11 protein-coding genes are annotated in these 17,567 nt (G+C 71.6%); 8 read left to right on the plus strand and 3 right to left on the minus strand.

What is annotated here, in order from left to right; genetic code table 11:
* The first annotated feature begins 82 nt into the window (after positions 1-82).
* The 8 genes from WH85_RS30825 to WH85_RS30855 all read left to right on the plus strand — a co-directional run bounded on the left by WH85_RS30825 (position 83) and on the right by WH85_RS30855 (position 12,489).
* Complete coding sequence (locus WH85_RS30825) at positions 83-1,060, plus strand: aldo/keto reductase (RefSeq protein WP_045745566.1); 978 nt, start codon at positions 83-85, stop codon at positions 1,058-1,060.
* 100 nt (positions 1,061-1,160) lie between these two features.
* Positions 1,161-1,682, plus strand: coding sequence for a hypothetical protein (locus tag WH85_RS51770; RefSeq protein WP_169792502.1), 522 nt, complete (start codon positions 1,161-1,163; stop codon positions 1,680-1,682).
* Between the two features lie 367 nt (positions 1,683-2,049).
* Positions 2,050-2,883 (plus strand): hypothetical protein, encoded by an 834-nt coding sequence (locus tag WH85_RS52425; RefSeq protein WP_052720921.1) that lies wholly within the window; start codon positions 2,050-2,052, stop codon positions 2,881-2,883.
* Positions 2,884-3,039: 156 nt separating this feature from the next.
* Positions 3,040-4,941 carry a zinc metalloprotease gene (locus WH85_RS30835; RefSeq protein ID WP_052720922.1) on the plus strand — a complete coding sequence of 634 codons (1,902 nt, stop codon included), beginning with the start codon at positions 3,040-3,042 and terminating at the stop codon, positions 4,939-4,941.
* Positions 4,942-5,271: 330 nt separating this feature from the next.
* The gene (locus WH85_RS30840) at positions 5,272-8,223 is read left to right on the plus strand and encodes an ABC transporter permease (protein WP_045745567.1); all 2,952 of its coding nucleotides are present in this window, start codon (positions 5,272-5,274) and stop codon (positions 8,221-8,223) included.
* Positions 8,220-10,886, plus strand: coding sequence for an FtsX-like permease family protein (locus tag WH85_RS30845; RefSeq protein ID WP_045745568.1), 2,667 nt, complete (start codon positions 8,220-8,222; stop codon positions 10,884-10,886). The genes WH85_RS30840 and WH85_RS30845 overlap by 4 nt, the downstream gene beginning before the upstream one ends.
* Positions 10,883-11,824 (plus strand): ABC transporter ATP-binding protein, encoded by a 942-nt coding sequence (locus tag WH85_RS30850; RefSeq protein WP_045745569.1) that lies wholly within the window; start codon positions 10,883-10,885, stop codon positions 11,822-11,824. The genes WH85_RS30845 and WH85_RS30850 overlap by 4 nt, the downstream gene beginning before the upstream one ends.
* Positions 11,821-12,489, plus strand: a complete 669-nt coding sequence (locus tag WH85_RS30855) for an ABC transporter ATP-binding protein (RefSeq protein ID WP_045745570.1) — start codon at positions 11,821-11,823, stop codon at positions 12,487-12,489. The genes WH85_RS30850 and WH85_RS30855 overlap by 4 nt, the downstream gene beginning before the upstream one ends.
* 1,625 nt (positions 12,490-14,114) lie before the next feature.
* On the opposite strand, the gene WH85_RS30860 is transcribed toward WH85_RS30855, so the two are convergent.
* From WH85_RS30860 to WH85_RS30870, 3 genes are all read right to left on the minus strand, one after another.
* Positions 14,115-15,026, minus strand: coding sequence for a carbohydrate ABC transporter permease (locus WH85_RS30860; protein ID WP_211275499.1), 912 nt, complete (start codon positions 15,024-15,026; stop codon positions 14,115-14,117).
* A complete protein-coding gene (locus WH85_RS30865) occupies positions 15,026-15,961 on the minus strand; it encodes a carbohydrate ABC transporter permease (protein WP_045745601.1) in 936 nt (311 codons plus the stop codon). The genes WH85_RS30860 and WH85_RS30865 overlap by 1 nt, the downstream gene beginning before the upstream one ends.
* A gap of 196 nt (positions 15,962-16,157) precedes the next feature.
* Positions 16,158-17,519: an ABC transporter substrate-binding protein gene (locus WH85_RS30870; protein WP_045745572.1), complete on the minus strand. Its 1,362-nt coding sequence runs from the start codon at positions 17,517-17,519 to the stop codon at positions 16,158-16,160.
* Positions 17,520-17,567 lie beyond the last annotated feature (48 nt).

A 17,567-nucleotide genomic window follows, 5' to 3' on the forward strand; every position in this document is an offset into this window, starting at 1 on the left:
GTGGGCGGGCGGTGGGCGGGACTGGATTCGAGCGTGGTCGAACGGTTATCGGGTGAGGCGTGGGGTGCCTACGGTTCGGGGCATGCGACGTACCCGATTGGGCCGGGCCGGGCTCAGTGTCAGCCGCCTCTGTGTGGGGACCATGAACTTCGGCTGGCAGATACCGGAGACCGAGAGTCATGCGGTGCTGGACCGTGCGACTGAGATGGGCATCGACTTCGTCGACACCGCCAACATGTACGGAGACGAGGGTGGCGGCCTGACCGAGACGATCATCGGGAACTGGTTCGCGGCGAGCGGGCGGCGGGACCGGACGGTGCTGGCCACCAAGGTTTACGCGCCGATGGGGGACGGGCCCAACGACCGTGGACTGTCCGCCCGCAACATCGTCGCCTCCTGCGAGGCTTCGTTGCGGCGGCTGCGTACCGAATGGATCGATGTTTATCAAATGCACCACGTTGATCGGGAGACCTCGTGGGAAGAGGTCTGGCAGGCGATGGAGACCCTCACCCTGCAGGGCAAGATTCGGTACGCGGGATCGTCCAACTTCGCCGGATGGCACCTGGCGCGGGCGCAAGCCGTCGCGGACCGGCGGAACTTCCTCGGGGTGGTGTCCGAGCAGTGCAAGTACAACCTGCTCACCCGGCATGTCGAACTGGAGGTGCTGCCGGCGGCGAGTGAGTTGGGCATCGGGATCCTGCCGTATTCGCCGCTGCATTTCGGGGCGCTCTCCGGTGCGCTGCGCAAGGAGCGGGAGGGTGCCGGCGGGCGGAGTGTGCTGCACGCGCCGGAACGGGTCGAGCCGCACCGGGCGGCGATCAGCCGGTACGAGGAACTCTGCGCCGACATCGGCCTCGACCCGGTGACGGTGGCGCTCGCATGGCTGCTGTCCCGGCCCGGCGTCACCGCACCGGTGATCGGGCCGCGGTCGGCCGGGCAACTGGATCTGGCGGTGGCGGCCGTGGAGACGGAGCTCGACGCGGCGACCCTGCAAGCCCTGGACGCGATATTTCCGCCGGTGGGGAACGGGGGACCGGGCCCCGAAGCGTGGGCCTGGTGATCACCCGATCGTGATTCGCGTGTCGCCACGGTCACTCGTGGTCATGATCTTATGGTCGCCTTGTCCGTTAATAGGGTATTATTTACGGAAAGGTGAGGTCATGAGTAAGCTGACGCGCGCTCTCGTGCTCACGGGCGTCGCGGTGACCGCGGGGCTGTCCGTGGCCGGCCCGGCCGCGGCGTCCTCGGCGACGGCCCCGGCGGTGTCGGACCGGTCGCAGGCGGCCGGTCCTGCTGGTCAGGGGAAGCCCGCTGGTCAAGCCGGTCAGGGGAAGCCCGCCGACCGGGAGCGCTTCATCGGGTTCTTCCCGGGGCCGCGCACCTGTGAGCGGTACGGCCGGGAGGGCGAATGGCGCCACCGGTGGGACGACTACGAGTGCTTCTACGTCCGGCGCGGCCCGCATCGCGGGGAGTGGGGACTGAAGGCCTTCTGGGACTGGGACGGCCCGCACGGCCCCGGCCCCGGTGGTCCGGGTGGTCCGCCGCACGGCCCGTGGGACGGTCCCGGCGGCCCGGGTGGCCCCGGTCCGTGGGGTGGCCCGGGTCCGGGTGGCCCCGGTGGTCCCGGTCCGTGGGGTCCCGGTGGTCCGGGTGGACCGCCGCCCCCGTGGAAGAAGAACTGAACCCGCCAGAAGCAGAACAGCAGTAGTGACGTAGCAGGTAGTAGTGACGTAGCAGGTAGTAGCAGGGATCGATCGGCCGAGGGCCGCACCCACGGGGGGTGCGGCCCTCGGCCGTTCGCCGTGCTCCCACCCGAGTTGCCGTGTTCCCACCCGAGCCGGGTCGGTGAGGCGTGGGCCGGTCGGGCGGGTTCCGTGCGCGGTGAGCCTGATCCCGTACCGGAGTGTGCCCGGCGGCGCGAGTGTCCGGTCCGGTCGGCGGGAAAGGGCTTACCGGCAGCGGGTTTTCATGTTCTCCAAGAGGTGCACCTGACCGCACCTACGATCGGCATATCCGCTCATGGATGTCTATTACGGAAAGGTCAGGTAAATGAAGAAGATGACACGGGGGATCGTGGTTACCGGCGTCGCGGCTGTGGCGGGACTCGCGATGGCCGGTCCGGCGGCGGCTTCCCCGGCCGCGCCCGCGGACCCCGGCGCGGCCTCGCAGTCCGGCGGAGCCGTGCGGTCCGACGCAAAGACGGCGCCCGGTGACTGGGTGCCGACCGGCTCCTTCTGGGGACTGGTCGGCTGCAACCAGGCAGCGGACGCGGTCGCCAAGCAAGTGCCGCTCCTCGACGCCAAGTGCCTGCAGAATCTGCTCGACCCTCGCCGGTTCGACCTGTTCGTGTTCCCGCTGCTCGGCGGCCAGTTGCCGCAGCTTCCGGGAGTGTCCGGCGCCCCGTCCCTGGGTAACCTGCCCGCCCTGCCGGTCTCGACCGGTGGTCTCGGAGGTGTTCTCGGCGGCGGCGGCCTCGGCGGCCTCACCGGCGGCATCGGTGGTCTCGGTGGCGCCACCGGTGGTCTGGGCGGTGCCACTGGTGGCCTCGGTGGTGCGACCGGTGGTCTGGGTGGTGCGAACGGTGGACTTGGTGGTGCCACCGGCGCTGTCGGAGGTCTCACCGGTGGCCTCGGCGGCGGGGCTGGTGACGTAACCGGTGGCCTCGGCAACGCGCTCCCGGCCGGTGTCACGCCGGGCGGCCTGCCGGCGCTTCCCGCTGTTCCGGCCCTCCCGGCAGCCGCGAAACCGGCTGTGCCCGCTGCCGCAGAGGCCGCTGCGAAACCCGCCAGCATCCCGGCGGCAGCCGCGGCCGCGGCCAAGCCGGCCGGTGTGCCCGCGGCGCCCGCCGCCAAGCCGGGCAGCCTGCCCGCGACGGCCAAGTGACCCTTACGCTCCTACAGATCACTGTCGATCGGCCGGGAACCGTGCGCCTGGAGCGCCGGGCTCCCGGCCTCTCGTTCAGTAGGGGAGCAGCCTGCCGGAGAACACACGCACGCGACACCCCTTCACATCTACTGTGGTGGATGGCAGCGTGTCCGCATGAGATGGAGACGCTCGATCATCGCGCCGCTCGTCGCGGCCCTCGTGGCGGCCTCGGCGGGACCCGCCGGTGCCGCGGCCGCGCCGAAACTCGGTTACCTGGATCCCGGCGGTCAGCCCCGCCTCGTGGAGAAGGTGCCGGTCAACGTGGTCTTCGTCGGCTACGAGCCGGAGCAGGTGGCGAAGCAGCCGTTCCTCGCCGAGTTGGCCACGGGTTACGAGCCGGTCGTGCGTTCCCGCCTGTGGTACGGCGAGACCGAGAAGCTCGGCATCACCTACAAATACGACTATAAACTCACGTACACCGATAAATCGTACGAGAATGGCTTCTTCACCCAGCTGAAGAAGATCGCGGAGCCCGCGCCGCTGACCACCTACCAGCAGGCGTACAACGACCAGGAGAACAACGTCCTGGACATCGCGGACAACCACACCATCGACGCGCCCAGCGTGGAGAAGTGGCTGGCCTTCCACCCGCCGGCCGGTGTGGACACCCGCCGCAACACGGTCTTCTTCATCAACTGGTACGGGCGTGCCGACTTCCAGCACCACGTGTACACGAAGACCGGCGAGCCCGACCCGGACACCGGCTACGACTTCGGTGTCAACCGTGACTCCCGCAAGCTGATCGCGTGGGGCGGCACCACCGCCGACGACGAGGAGACCGGGCTCGGCAGCACCCGTCGCGTCTGGTTCCACGACCTGTCGGCCGGTCCCGAGTCGTGGACCAGCAACTACGACGTGGACAACCGGGACCTCGACGGTGACGGTGTCGAGGACTACCGGATGCCGCCTACCTGGGAGTACACCGCGGACGGCTACCGGCCGCTGTCCGCGCTCGCCGGCGACCTCGGGAAGATCACCCGCTATGTGGCGCTGAACCTGCTGTTCACCACGTCGCCGATCTACCCGGTGGAGCTGCCCGCCGACACCCCGCCGAAGTCGATCAACCTGGACGACAACACCTACGAGGGCTGGCCGGGCGTCGACGCCTCGGCCGAGTACACCACTCCGGCACTGCTGGTCCAGGAACTCTCCGAGCTGCGCTGGCGCAACCGCCTCGACTACGACACCCAGGATCTGGAGTACGGCGCCAAGGCCGAGGAGTGCTACGTCGGTCTGCTCGCCGACGAGTCGTGCTACCCGGAGAGCGGCTACCCGGCGTTCGCCAACCTCTACCTGTACAACCGGGAGCACATCGACGCGATCCTGGACGACGAGGGCCGCGTCGACTACGAGGTCCCGATGATCAACTATGCGGTCGGGGCGGGAGTCGGCGTCCCGGCGCTGGGCTTCGCCGACGACGACTACGTCAGCGGCGACCAGACGTACGTGTTCTCCTTCATCTCCCCGGAGGTCGTCGCGTCCGGGTACGGCCTGACCACCACCCAGATCCACGAGGTCGGCCACCACCTGGGGCTGAGCCACCCGCACGACGGGTACGACAGCGCCACCGGCGTCGACTACTCGCCGGCCAACGAGTTCCTGTTCGCGGGCGCCGGCGACGAGAACAACTCGATGATGAGCTACATCGACCTGAACTGGGACTTCAGCCAGTTCGACCGGGACAACAGCGACCGGTTCCTGACCGCCGCGTACTGGGAGGCGGCCAACCGGCTCGCCGCCACGGTCCCGGCCGGCAAGGGCCGGACGGCGCTGCTGACCGCGGACGGACTGCTGGGCCTGTCCGCGACGGCGTTCGCGAAGCACGACTACCGGTCGGCGTACGCGCTGGCCGAGAAGGCGTACGACACGGTGTCGGCGATCCCGGGCGTGGACCGGGCCGGCGTGGCGGCGACGGCGAAGGCCGAGGCGGACGCGGCACGGCGCACCACCGGCGTGCACGACCCGCACGAGTTCATCGACACGCTGTCCCCGGACAGCCCCCGCAGCCAGCCGTAACCCCGGGTCGGCTGTAGCGCCGGGTCGGCTGTAGCGCCGGGTCGGCTGTAGCGCCGGGTCGGCTGTAGCGCCGGGCCGGTCGTAGCCCGTGGCCGGTCGTAGCCCGTGGCCGGTCGTAGCCCGTGGCCGGCTGCGCGGACGGAACCAGTCCGCGCAGCCGGCCACCACGAAGAGCCCCGAGCGCGGCAGACCCCGCGCCGGGGGCCGTACCAGACGGCCCCCGGTGGCACTTGCGAAAAACCTGTTGGATCCCGGTCAGAAAGGGCTGGTGGGAACACCGGCCCCGGCCTCCTGTGGCAAGATCCGCCGCATGCTTTCCGCAGGGCGCTCATGGCGCTGATCATCCGGCGCGCCGTGGCCGCCAAGGGCCTGCTCGCCGCCGCCCTGGCCGTCATGGTCATCGCCGTCCTGCTGCTGGCCGCCCTGACCGCGTACACCCGTTCGTCCGGCGCCGCCGGGGTGCGGGCCGCGATCGCCGCAGCCGGCCCGCAGGACCGGTCCGTGCTGGTCCGCGGTGCGGGCGGCAGCGACCCGCAGGCCCGGGACCGTGCCGTCCGCGACGTGTTCCGGTCCACGTTCGACGACGTCACCGTGTCCGGCGCGTCGTACGGCTCCGGCTGGGCACTGTCCGGGCCGGCCGGTGACGCCGTCCCCGACGACGACGGTGTCGTGTACGCCGACGTCGTCGCCCTGGAGAACCTCGCCGCCCACGCCACCCTCGTCTCCGGGCGGTGGCCGGCAGCCGACCGGCAGACCGCGCTTGCCGAGCCGGTCGCCGCGACCCTCGGCGTCACGGCCGGCGACACGCTGCGGCTGGCGGACCGGCGCACCGGCAAGGTCGTCGCGTTCACCGTCTCCGGCGTGTGGCGGCCGGCCGCCCTCACCGACCCGTACTGGCTGCTGGTGCCGGACGTGTTCGCCGGCCGGGCCGCGCAGACCTCCACCTACGGGCCGATCGTCGTCGGCGCGGACACCTTCGCCAAGCGGTTCACCGCGGGCGCCTCGGCGGGCTGGCTCGCCGAACCCGACCTCGACGGTGCCGGTCTGGCCCGCGTCACGCGTACCTCCGCATCGGCGTCCCTGATCGTGGAAGGCCTGCCGGAGAGCACCGGCCTGGGTAACTCGGCGACCGTCACCACCGGCCTGGGTGAGCTGGCCGGCCGCCTCGACCGCGCCGACCTGGTACGCCGGTCCACCATGGTCACCCCGATCCTGCTGATCGTGGTCCTCGGCGGGTACGCGCTGTCGCTGGTCGCCCTGCTGCTCGGCGAGGCCCGGCGGGCCGAGACCGCGCTGCTGCGGGCCCGTGGCGCCTCCCGGGTGCAGCTCGGGCGACTGGCCGCGGTCGAGGGCCTGGCCATGCTGCTGCCGGCCGGCCTGGTCGCGCCGCCGCTCGCGGTGTTCCTCCTCGGCCTGGTGCCGTTCCCGGCCGGGCTGACCGTCGAACCGCGCCTCGACGCCTCGGTGTGGCTGACCGCCGGTCTTGCCGTCGCCGGCGGTGTCCTGGCCCTGACCCTGCCCGCGGTCCGCAAGGGCCGCACCTACATCGCCGAGACGTCCGGCCGGTCGCGCCTGCCGATGCTGCGCCGCGCCGGACTGGACCTGGTCGTCGTGGTCCTGGCCGTGCTCGCCTGGATGCAGCTGCGGCAGTACTCGTCGCCGGTCGGCGCCGGCCTGGGCATCGACCCGCTGCTGGCCGCCGCCCCGATCCTCGGCGTGCTGACCGGCGCGGTGGTGGCGATCCGGCTGCTGCCGCCGGTGGCGAGGCTCGCCGGGGCCCGGCTGGGCCGCGGCACCACCCGGGCGTGGCTGCTCGGCACCTGGCAGGCGGGCCGCCGCGCCCAGGCCGGGCCGATGGTCCTGCTGGCCCTCGCGGTCGCCGCAGCCACGGTCTCCTGGTGCCTGACCGGCACCGCCGAACGGTCCATCGGCGACCAGGCGGTGCAGCAGGTCGGCGCGGACGTGCGCCTGGTCGAGGCGGCCGGCTCGGCTCCCGCCGGCCGGGCCGCCCAGATCGCCGCGCTGCCCGGCGCCGGGCAGGTGGTGCCCGCCTGGCGGGAGAGCCTGACGATGTCCGCCGGCCGGGATCCCGCCGAGCTGATCGCCCTGGACACCGCCGCGGCGCAGGGCGTGGTGCAGGCCCGCGACGACGCCTTCGGCAGGTCCCCGGCGGCGCTGCTCGGGGAGGTGGCTGCCCAGCGCGGCACGGTCACCACGGGCACCCTGGCGGCCGGGACGATCCGCAGTGACCGCCCGGTCCACACCACCGCGGTCCTCACCGGCGGGCGCCGCATCGACCTCGGCGTCAGCGACGCGGGGCGCCCGGTCCGGTTCGACGCCGGCGGGGCGGGCCTGCTCGGGTTCGTCGCCGAGACCTCCCCGGACGTCGAGGCGTCCTGGCTGATCACCGGGCAGGGCCGGGACTGGCGCGCCCTCGCCCAGGGCAGCTCCACCAGCATCGCGGCCCTGGACAAGGGCATCCGGGTCCGCGGGCGCGTCGCGGTGACCCGCGAGCCGGGCCGCACCGCGGTGCCGCTCGTGGTCACCCCGGACGTGCTGACCGTGCTGAACGCCGAGGTCGGCGAGCACACTCTGCTCGGTCTGCCCGGGGGCACGGTTCAGGCGATCGTGGTCGCCACGGTGTCCCGGGTGCCCGGCACCGCCGGCGGGTCGGCGCTGCTCGCGGACCGGGTCGCCCTGGACGCCCGGCTGTTCGAGAACTTCGGTGTGGCGTACGGCAACGAGGAGTGGTGGGTGAGCGGCGAACCGCGCGGCATGGGCGAACTCACCGGGCTGCAGGTGCTCGACCAGCGGGACATCGCGGCGGCCGCCGGACGTGACCCGTTCGGTGCCGGTGCCCGGTTCGCGCTGTTCGGCGCGGCGCTCGGCGCGGTCCTGCTGGCCGCCGCCGGCATCGCCGCGGACGCCCGCGCCACCGCCCGGCGCCGGGCCGTGGAACTGTCCGTCATGCACACCCTCGGCGCCGGCCCTGGTCTGCTGGCCCGTTCGCTGGTGGTCGAGCAGGCGTTCCTGGCCGGGCTCGGCGCGCTCGCCGGGCTCGGCGTCGGGCTGCTCGTCGCCGGGGCGATGGCGCCGCTGCTGGTGCTCACCCCGGCGGCCGCCCGGCCGGTGCCGGAACCGGTCCTGGCCGTCGGCTGGCTGCCCACGATCGGCAGCGCGGTCCTGCTGGTGCTGATCGCTCTCGGACTCAGCGCGCTCAGCGCGTCCGCGGCCGCCCGCCGGCTGCCCGCGTCGCGCCTGCGGCTGGGGGCCGACCGATGAAGGCCGTCCTGCGCCGGGTCCGCGCGTACGCGGGGCAGCTCGGACTGCTCGCCGCCCTGGTGGGGCTGGCCGCGTTCCTCGCCTCCGGGCCCGCCCGGCTGATCAACGACCAGATCGACCTCGGCCTGCGCGGCGACGTCGGCGAGCTGGGTTCCAGCGCCCGTGACGTCACCTTCAGCCACAACCTCGAACCGCCGCTGATCGCGCGGGCCGGTGACGGCGCCCCGCTGCTCGCCACCATCCGGGACGGGCTGCGTGCCCCGCTGCCCGAGATGATCGACGGCGCGTGGTTCATCGCCGAGGTCGGGCCGGCCGCCGTGGTCCGCGGCGGGCGCAACGAGTCCTGCCCGCAGCTCGCCGCGGCCCGCCGCCAGACCGGCGCTGACGAGGCCACCCGCATCGTCGACGGCCGCCGCCCCGCATCCCGGGCCGGGCGCTCCGAGGCGATCATCGGCGCGGACGCCGCCGCGGCCCTGAACCTGCGCACCGGCGAGAAGTTCGCCCTCGCCGACCGGTTCGGCGTCGCCGAGATCACCGTCGTCGGCGTGTTCGAACCGGTCGACGCGGCCGCCCCGATCTGGGACGACATGCGCCTGGTCCGGGCCGCCTGCCCCGACCCGCGTGACGGCACCCGCTGGCGGGCCGTCCTGCTCACCGACGCCGTCGGCGCCGACACGGCCGGCACCGACGCCGAGGCGCTGGAACACCGCTGGCGGTACCGGATCGACGAGCGGACACTCACCGCCGACCGGATCGGCGAGGTGAACGAGGCACTGGCCGCAGCCCGCCGCACACCGCCCGCCGACGGCACCAGCATGCTGACCAGCCTGGACAGCACCCTCGCCGCCTTCGACCAGCGGCTGCGGGCGGCCCGGTCGCTGATCGCCGTCGTGCAGGCCGGCATCCTGGCCACCCTCGCCGGGCTGATCCTGCTCGCCGCCCGCCTCGCCGTCGAACGCCGCCGCGGCGAATACGCCCTGCTGCGCGCCCGCGGCGGCTCGGTACCCCTGATCGGCCGCCGTGGCCTCGCCGAAGCCCTGGTCGTGGTCCTGCCCGCCGCGGCCCTCGGCTGGACGGCCGGCATCCTCACCCCCGGGCGCGCCGAACCGATCGAGATCCCCCTGGTCGCCGGCGTGCTGCTGCTGGGCCTGCTGGCCCCCGCCGGGTACGCGGCAGCGCTCGCCCGCCGCCCCGACTTCACCGGCCACCGCGGCGACCTGATCACCGCCCGCCCCTCGCCACGGCAGCTCACCGCCGAGGCGTCCGTCGTCGCGCTCGCCGCCGGCGGCGTCTACCTGGTGCGGCTGCGCGGCCTCGACGCGGGCGCGGGCGTCGACCCGTACCTGATCGCCGTCCCCGTCCTGCTGGCCCTCGCCGTCTCCCTGATCGCCCTGCGGATCATGCCGTTCCCGCTGCGCTGGGCCGGCCGGATCGCCGCCCGGACCCGCGGCGCCGTCGCCTTCCTCGGCCTCAGCGGCGCCGGCCGCGGCTCCCCGCTGCGCTCCGGGCCCCTCGCCGTCCTGGTGATCGCGGTCGCCACCGGCATCTTCACCAGCACCGTGACCAGCACCGTCGACACGGCCCGCAGCCGCGCCGCGGAACTCGCCGTGCCGGCCGACGCCATCGTCGACGGCTACTTCTTCGCCCCGGACACCGCCGCGACGATCGCCGCCCTGCCCGGCGTCACCGCCGCCGCACCGATGCTCACCGCCTCCGCCGCCAACGTCCGGGTCACCGGCCGGCCGACGATCCTGCAGGCCCAGGTGATGGTGGTGGACACCGCCGCGTTCGCCACGGTCTCCAGCGCCGCGCTGCCCGCCGCCGTCACCGCGGCCCGGCCCGGCGGCGACGCCGTCCCCGCCATCGTGTCGTCGCACCTGGCCGGGCAGGCCGCCGCCGGCGGCACCGTCGAGGTGCAGGGCCGCCGGTACCCGTTCACCACCGCCGTCGTCAGCGACCTCGTGCCCGGCCTCGGCACCGGGGTCCGCGACTTCATCGTCCTGCCCCAGCAGGCCATGGCCGTCCCGGACTTCCAGCCGATCGTGCCCAACCACATCCTGGTCAAAGGCGACGGCTTCGACCCGCAGGCGGTACGCGCCGCCGCCGACCAGGGGCAGATCGCCCAGATGCGGCAGCTCGTCGCCCGTACCATCGAACCCTGGGAACTGACCGTCCCGGCGACCGTGCTGACCCGCGACGCCGCCCGGTCCGCCCTCGCCGAACGCGGCGTCGACGGCGTCCTCAGCGTCACCTTCACCGCCGGCCTGATCGCCGCCGCCGGCCTGGCCCTGCTCGCCGTCGCCCTGACCGTGCTGGCCGGAGCGCCCGCCCGCGGCCGCACCCTGTCCAGGCTGCGCACCATGGGACTGTCCGCCGGGCAGGGCCGCCGCCTGCTGGTGTTCGAACTGGTCCCGGTGCTCGCCGCGGCCGTCCTCGCCGGCGGCGTGGTGGGCGTGGCCCTGCCCGCGCTCATCGGCACGGCCCTCGGGCTCGCGGACTTCACCGCCGGTGTACCCACCGGCGTCAGCGTCGACCCGTCGACCGCCGCCGGGGTGCTGGGAGTCGCGGCACTCGCCGTGATCGCCGCCCTGCTGGTGGAGAACGTCGCGAACCGCCGCCTGCGCCTCGGCACGGTGCTGCGGCTCGGAGAGGAGCAGCTATGACGACGACCGATCTGGCCGACCTGGAACGCCGGGCCGCGGAACAGGCGTCGGCCCGTGCCGGCGGCCACGACCGGCTGCACGGCCACATCGTCTGCGACGGCCTGGTACGGATCTTCCGCACCGAGGGCGTCGAAGTGGTCGCCCTGCAGGGCCTGGACCTGGTCGTCGACCGCGGTGAGCTACTCGCCGTCGTCGGCGCCTCCGGCTCCGGCAAGTCCACCATGCTCAACATCCTGTCCGGGCTGGACGAACCGACCGCCGGGGTCGCCACGGTGGCCGGCTACGACCTGCTCGGCATGACCGCGAAGAAGCGCCTCGCGTACCGTCGCAAGGTCGTCGGGTTCGTGTGGCAGCAGACCGCGCGGAACCTGCTGCCCTACCTGACCGCCCGGGAGAACGTCGAACTCCCGATGACCCTGGCCGGGCGCGGACGGGGCCGCCGCGCCACCGATCTGTTGGAGATGGTCGGCGTCGCGCACCGCGCCGGCGCCCGCCCCGACCAGATGTCCGGCGGCGAACAGCAGCGCTGCGCCGTCGCCGTGGCCCTGGCCAACGACCCCGAGGTGCTGTTCGCCGACGAACCCACCGGCGAACTCGACGAGGCCACCGCCGACGAGGTGTTCGGCGCCCTGCGCACCGTCAACGCCGAACTGGGCGTCACCGTCGTCGTGGTCACCCACGACATGAACGTCTCCGGGCAGGTGCGCCGCGCCGTCGCCATCCGCGACGGCAAGACCGCCTCCGAGGTGCGCCGCTCCGCCCGCATCGCCGCCGACGGCACCGAACACCACATCTCCGAGGAGTACGCCGTCCTCGACCGGGCCGGCCGCATGCAACTGCCCGCCGGGTTCGTCGACGCGCTGTCGCTGCGCGACCGGGTACGCCTCAACCTTGAAACCGACCACGTCGAAGTCCGGCCCGGGGAGAACAACCGATGAACGTCGTCGAGGTGAACGGCCTGGGCCGCGACTACGGCACCGGCGACCGGACCGTGCACGCCCTGCGCGACGTCAGCTTCGGCGTCGCCAAAGGCGAACTGGTCGCCGTCCGCGGCCGCTCCGGCGCAGGCAAGACCACCCTGCTCAACCTGATCGGCGGCCTCGACCGCTCCACCGCCGGCACCATCCGGGTCGCCGGCCGCGACGTCACCGGCGCCTCCGAGAACGACCTGCTCGGCCTGCGCCGCGACGTGATCGGCTTCGTCTTCCAGTCGTTCGGCCTGATCCCGATCCTGTCCGCCGCCGAGAACGTCAGCATCCCGATGCGCCTGGCCCGCCGCAAACCCGCCGAACGCGACGAACGCGTGGCGGTCCTGCTCGAACTGGTCGGCCTCGGCGCCCAGGCCAACCAGCGCCCCGGCGAACTCTCCGGCGGCCAGCAGCAGCGCGTCTCCCTGGCCCGTGCCCTGGCCAACGACCCCGAACTGCTGATAGCCGACGAACCCACCGGCCAACTCGACTCCGACACCGGCCGAGCCGTCATGGACCTGCTCCGCGCCGTAGTCGACGCCCGCGGCATGACCGCCCTGGTGGCCACCCACGACAGCGCCCTCATCGACCGCGCCGACCGGGTACTCACCCTGCGCGACGGCCGCCTCTCTTGATACACCACCTTCAATGGTACGAGCCACACCTCCCTCAGAAACCACACCTACTCGGAGCTGCCCCAGGCTCCCCGCCGCCCACTGCCTCGCCCCGGCCCTCAGCTGCCCCCTGCCTGCGGCCTCCCGCTACATCACGAGAGGGTGTCGCGGCGAATCCCGCTGACGATGGCGATGGCGATGGAGCTCGAGGAGGCGATGGAGCTCGAGGAGGCGATGGAGCTGGCGAGGTGAGGCGAGCGAGCTGGTGAGGCGAGCGAGATGGCGACATGAACGAGATGGTGAAGCGCAACGTCCGGCACGACGACCCGCACTCAGCGGAACCGTCCCGCTCAGGCCGGGACGTCACCGCAAGGACCCGCCCGCGTCTTGGGGTTCATGCTGTGAGGTCCGCAAATCAGAACGCCGAACGCACATGCACGTCGTAGCGCCGGTTCTACCGCCCGCGGATCCCGAGCTCACCCTCCGCGAGGTGTACACCTTGTTCGCCTGAGCCACAGCCTTCGACGGTGTCCCCGTCGACGCCCCATGCGGCGGCCCCCATGCGGCGGCCCCATGCGGCGGCCCCATGCGGCGGCCCCATGCGGCGGCCCCATGCGGCGGCCCCATGCGGCGTCGGTCCCCGGCGACGGCCCCACGCGACAGCGCCCTGGGTAGCCATCGCCTGAGAGGGCTGGTGGTCGCACCCGATCGAAGGGCTGCCGTCGCACCCGATCAAGCGGTCGGGTGCTCTCACCGTCCTGAGTCGGATGGCGGCGGCACCCATTGTCGAATCCGGGTGCGCGGGCTGTCTGCTGGTCCGGGGAGCGGGCGGTGGGTGTGCCCGATCATGTGTTTGGGTGCGCGGGCTGTCTGCTGGTCCGGGGAGCGGGCGGTGGGCGTTCCCGATCATGTGTATGGGTGCGCTTACCGCCCTAAAACGGATGGTGACCGTCCCCAAGCGCATGATCGGGTGCGGCCGTAGCCTGGCTGGCTCGTGACTTCCTCCAGCCACAACGCCACTGACCGATGGCGGTCCCTTGATCGGGTGCCCCGGCCGTCTCGGAGAGCTGCGCCGAGCCCCGTGCCGAGCCGTGCCGTGCCGAGCCCCCGTGCCGAGCCGTGCCGTGCTGCGCCGTGCCGAGCCGTGCCGTGCTGCGCCGTGCCGTGCTGCGCCGTGCCGTGCCGTGCCGTGCTGCGCCGTGCCTGCCGTGCCGTGCTGCGCCGTGCCGTGCCGAGCCCGTGCCGAGCTGCGCCGTGCCGAGCCGCGACGAGCCGTGCCGAGCCCGCGCCGAGCCGCGACGAGCTGCGCCCGGGGCATCGCTGGGTTGTTCTTGGTCGCCGCTCATGCGCTGGGTGGGGATTCGTTGGATGAACCCCAAGACCCAGGCGGGGCCTTGCGATGGCGTCCCGGCCGCGGCGGCTCGGTTTCGCTGGGTGCGGGTCGTCGGGCCTTGCCTTGCGCTTGACAGCCGGGGTCTTCGGTTCGTTCTGTGCTGGTGGTGGGAGTGGTGGGCCTCGCCTGCGTGCTCTGAGCGGACCCTTCGGGGCGGTCTGCTCCGGTGCTGACAAAGCTGAAGGGCCGCGCCCGTGAGCGCGGCCCTTCACTGTCCTGAGGACGGGGTGGAACGGGTGGAACGGGTGGAACGTCAGCCCTTGACGCTGCCTGCGAGCAGACCTCGCACGAAGTAGCGCTGCAGCAGCAGGAACACCGTCACCGGGACCAGGATGGACACGAAGGCGCCGGCCGACAGCAGGTGCCAGGCCGTGCCGCGGGTGCCGCTCAGGTTGGACAGCTGGACCGTGATCGGGGAGATCTCGGGGGAGCCGGCGAACGTCAGCGAGACCAGCAGGTCGTTCCACACCCAGAGGAACTGGAAGATGCCGAAGGCGGCCAGGGCCGGCGTCAGCAGTGGCAGCAGCACGCGGAAGAAGATCGCCACGTGGCCGGCGCCGTCCATCCTCGCCGCCTCGATGAGGCTTGCGGGGACCTCTTTGATGAAATTGTGCAGGATGTAGATCGCCAGCGGCAGGGCGAACGCGGAGTGGGAGAGCCACAGCGTCCAGAAGGTGTTCGCGATGCCCATGTCGACGTACAGGGTGAGCAGCGGGATCAGCGTGACCTGCAGTGGCACGATCTGCAGGGCGAAGATCACGATGAACAGGAAGTTCTTGCCGGGGAAGCGCATCCAGGCGAACGCGTACGCGGCCAGCGACGCCAGGCACAGCGGGATGATCACGGCCGGCAGGGCGATGACGATCGAGTTGAGGAAGAAGTCGGCCAGGTTGATGCTGTCCGGGTCGAAGACGGCCTCGTAGTTCTCGAAGGTCACCTTGGGGTCGGAGAAGAAGGTCCACCAGCCGGTCGTCTTGATCGCGCGTTCCGGGCGGAACGAGGAGACGAGCAGGCCGAACGTGGGCAGTGTCCACAGGACCGCGATGACGATCGCGGCGAGGGACGCCCACGGCGAGGTGAGTTTGCGTTTGGCCGCGGTTGCGGCCGAGACCTTCTTACCGGGTACGTCCGGAGATTCGATAACGACAGGGGTCGAGGTTGTCATCATGCCTCCGAACGGCGCAGCTGCCGGATGTTGTACACCACGATCGGGATCACCAGGATGAACAGCACCACCGCGAGGGCGGCGCCGAGTCCCTGGTTGGCGCTGCGGAAACTCTGGCTGTAGAACTCGTTGGCGATCACGCTCGTGTCGAAGCGGCCACCGGTCATGGTCTGCACGATGTCGAAGACCTTGAGGGTGCCGATGGCGATCGTGGTGAGCACGACGACCACGGCGGGCCGGATCGCGGGCAGGGTGACGAACCGGAACATGCCCCAGGGGGTGACGCCGTCGAGGCGGGCGGCCTCCACGATGTCGTCCGGGATCGCCTTGATGGCCGCCGACAGCACGGTCATCGCGAAGCCGGCCTGGATCCAGATCATCACCAGGATGAGCAGGAACGTGTTGAGCGGCGATTCGATGAGCAGCTGTACGGGCTTGCCGCCCAGCCACACGATGATCTGGTTGATCAGGCCGATCTGTTTCACGTTGCCCTGGTCGGGGCGGTACTCGTACATGAACTTCCAGATCACCGACGCCGCCACGAAGGAGATCGACATCGGCAGGAAGATCAGGGCTTTGGCGAACGATTCGACGCGCGCCTTGTCGACCAGGATCGCGTAGAGCAGGCCGACGCCGGTCGCCAGGAACGGGGTCAGCAGCACCCAGAACGCCGTGTTGCGCAGCACGGTGCGCTGCTCGGCGTCCCCGATGATGGTCGTGTAGTTGTCGATGCCGATGAAGGTGTTGCCGGCCGCGTCGAAGAACGACTCGTAGATGGTGCGCAGACCCGGGTAGAGCAGCCCCACGCTGAGCATGATGATGACCGGCGTGAGGTAGAGGTAGGCGACCAGCGGGTCGCGTTTGCCGGTGAAACGCCCGGCGATGAAGAGGATGACGCCGACGACGGCGGCGAACAGAAGGATCGCCGCGAACATCTGCAGCAGTTTGTCGGAAGCGGTGGAGGCGGTGGTGAACACGCGGCCCGTTCCTCCTTGGTCTATCCAAGTGGCGTGGAGGAGAAAGAGAAGAATCCGCCAGGGCCGGTCGGGGCTTTGAACCCGACCGGCCCTGGCGATGCTGTCTAACCAGTGCTGTCTGACCCGTTGCGGTAGAACGACCGCGGAGGGGGGATTACTTGGGCCAGGCGCTCTCGATGTTGTCCACCGTGGTCTTGGTGTCCTGACCGGTGATCCAGTTGGTGGTCTGCTTCCAGAACGCGTTGGAGCCGACCGCGGCGGGCATCATGTCCGAGCCGTCGAAGCGGAACGTCGCGTTCGGGTCCTGCAGGATCTCCGCCGACAGCTTGTCGATGGGGTTGGTCAGGTTCTCCACCTTGAGACCGTTGTTGGCGCTCACCCAGCCGGACGAGACCTTGGCCTTGGTGTTGGCCCACACGTCCGAGGACAGGTAGGTCTGGAAGGCCTTGACCTCGGGACGGTCCGCGAAGGACAGGACGAACTCGCCGCCGCCGAGAACCGGCTTGCTGGTGGTGTCCTTGCTGGGCAGGTAGAAGGCGTAGATGTCGCCGTCCTCGGCCACCTTGGTGTCGGTGGGGAAGTTGGCCGCGTAGAAGCTGGCCTGGCGGTGCAGGGAGCAGGAACCCTCGAGGATGGGCAGGCCCGCGTCCTGGAAGGTGGTGCTGGCGATGCTCTTGACGTCACCGAGGCCGCCGTTGACGTACGCGTCGTTCTTCAGGTACGAGCCGACGGCCTCGAGGGCCGCGGTGGACTCGGGACCGTTGAAGGCGATCTCGTGCTTGACCCACTTGTCGTAGGTCTCCGGCCCGCTGAGCCGGAGCATGAAGTCCTCCATCCAGTCGGTGAGGGGCCACCCGGTGGCCTCACCGCTGGCGATGCCGGCGCACCACGGCTTGCCGCCGTCCGCGACGATCTTGTCGGAGAGGGCCTTCAGCTCGTCCAGAGTGGTCGGGACGGTGTAGCCCTTGTCCTTGAACTCGGTGGGGGAGTACCACACCAGGGACTTCACGTTGGCACCCAGCGGCGCGGCGTAGAACTTGCCGTCGACCGTGCCGTACGCCTTCCAGTCCTCACCGAAGAACTTGTCCACGTTGGCCGCGGTCTCGGCGGGGGCCTCGACGGCCTTGCCGGTCGCGACGAGCTGCTGCAGCAGGCCGGGCTGCGGCACGAACGCGAGGTCCGGCGGGTTGCCGGCCTTGGCGCGGACCAGGATCTGGGTCTCGAACGCCTTGTCGCCCTCGTACTTGATGGTGGCGCCGGTGCAGTCCTCGAAGGGCTTGTAGGACTCCTTGTGCGGGGTGTCCTCCGGGGTCACGATTCCGGTGTAGATGGTGACCGTCTTGCCCTTGATGTCGCCGAACGCCGCGTACGGCGCACAGTCGATCGCCGCTGCCTTGTTGTCGTCGCCGCTGCTGCTGTCGGAGTCGCTGTCGCCGCAAGCGGTCAGGCTGAACGCCAGCCCGACGCTGAGGGCACCGGCGAGCGCGACCCGAGATCGCGAACTGTGACCGAACATACCGCTCCCTATGTCATATAGCGCCTCCGGCGTCTGTCGACGCCGCCG

Source organism: Actinoplanes rectilineatus (assembly GCF_000962825.1).
Classification (GTDB): Bacteria; Actinomycetota; Actinomycetes; order Mycobacteriales; family Micromonosporaceae; genus Actinoplanes; species Actinoplanes rectilineatus.

Excerpts from the sequence above, each read along its gene's own strand:
- WH85_RS30850 (WP_045745569.1), top strand. The coding sequence starts at position 10,883 with ATGACGACGACCGATCTGGCCGACCTGGAACGCCGGGCCGCGGAACAG.
- WH85_RS51770 (WP_169792502.1), top strand. The coding sequence starts at position 1,161 with ATGAGTAAGCTGACGCGCGCTCTCGTGCTCACGGGCGTCGCGGTGACC.
- WH85_RS52425 (WP_052720921.1), top strand. The coding sequence starts at position 2,050 with ATGAAGAAGATGACACGGGGGATCGTGGTTACCGGCGTCGCGGCTGTG.
- WH85_RS30865 (WP_045745601.1), bottom strand. The coding sequence starts at position 15,961 with ATGTTCGCGGCGATCCTTCTGTTCGCCGCCGTCGTCGGCGTCATCCTC.
- WH85_RS30860 (WP_211275499.1), bottom strand. The coding sequence starts at position 15,026 with ATGACAACCTCGACCCCTGTCGTTATCGAATCTCCGGACGTACCCGGT.
- WH85_RS30840 (WP_045745567.1), top strand. The coding sequence starts at position 5,272 with ATGGCGCTGATCATCCGGCGCGCCGTGGCCGCCAAGGGCCTGCTCGCC.
- WH85_RS30825 (WP_045745566.1), top strand. The coding sequence starts at position 83 with ATGCGACGTACCCGATTGGGCCGGGCCGGGCTCAGTGTCAGCCGCCTC.
- WH85_RS30835 (WP_052720922.1), top strand. The coding sequence starts at position 3,040 with ATGAGATGGAGACGCTCGATCATCGCGCCGCTCGTCGCGGCCCTCGTG.
- WH85_RS30870 (WP_045745572.1), bottom strand. The coding sequence starts at position 17,519 with ATGTTCGGTCACAGTTCGCGATCTCGGGTCGCGCTCGCCGGTGCCCTC.
- WH85_RS30855 (WP_045745570.1), top strand. The coding sequence starts at position 11,821 with ATGAACGTCGTCGAGGTGAACGGCCTGGGCCGCGACTACGGCACCGGC.
- WH85_RS30845 (WP_045745568.1), top strand. The coding sequence starts at position 8,220 with ATGAAGGCCGTCCTGCGCCGGGTCCGCGCGTACGCGGGGCAGCTCGGA.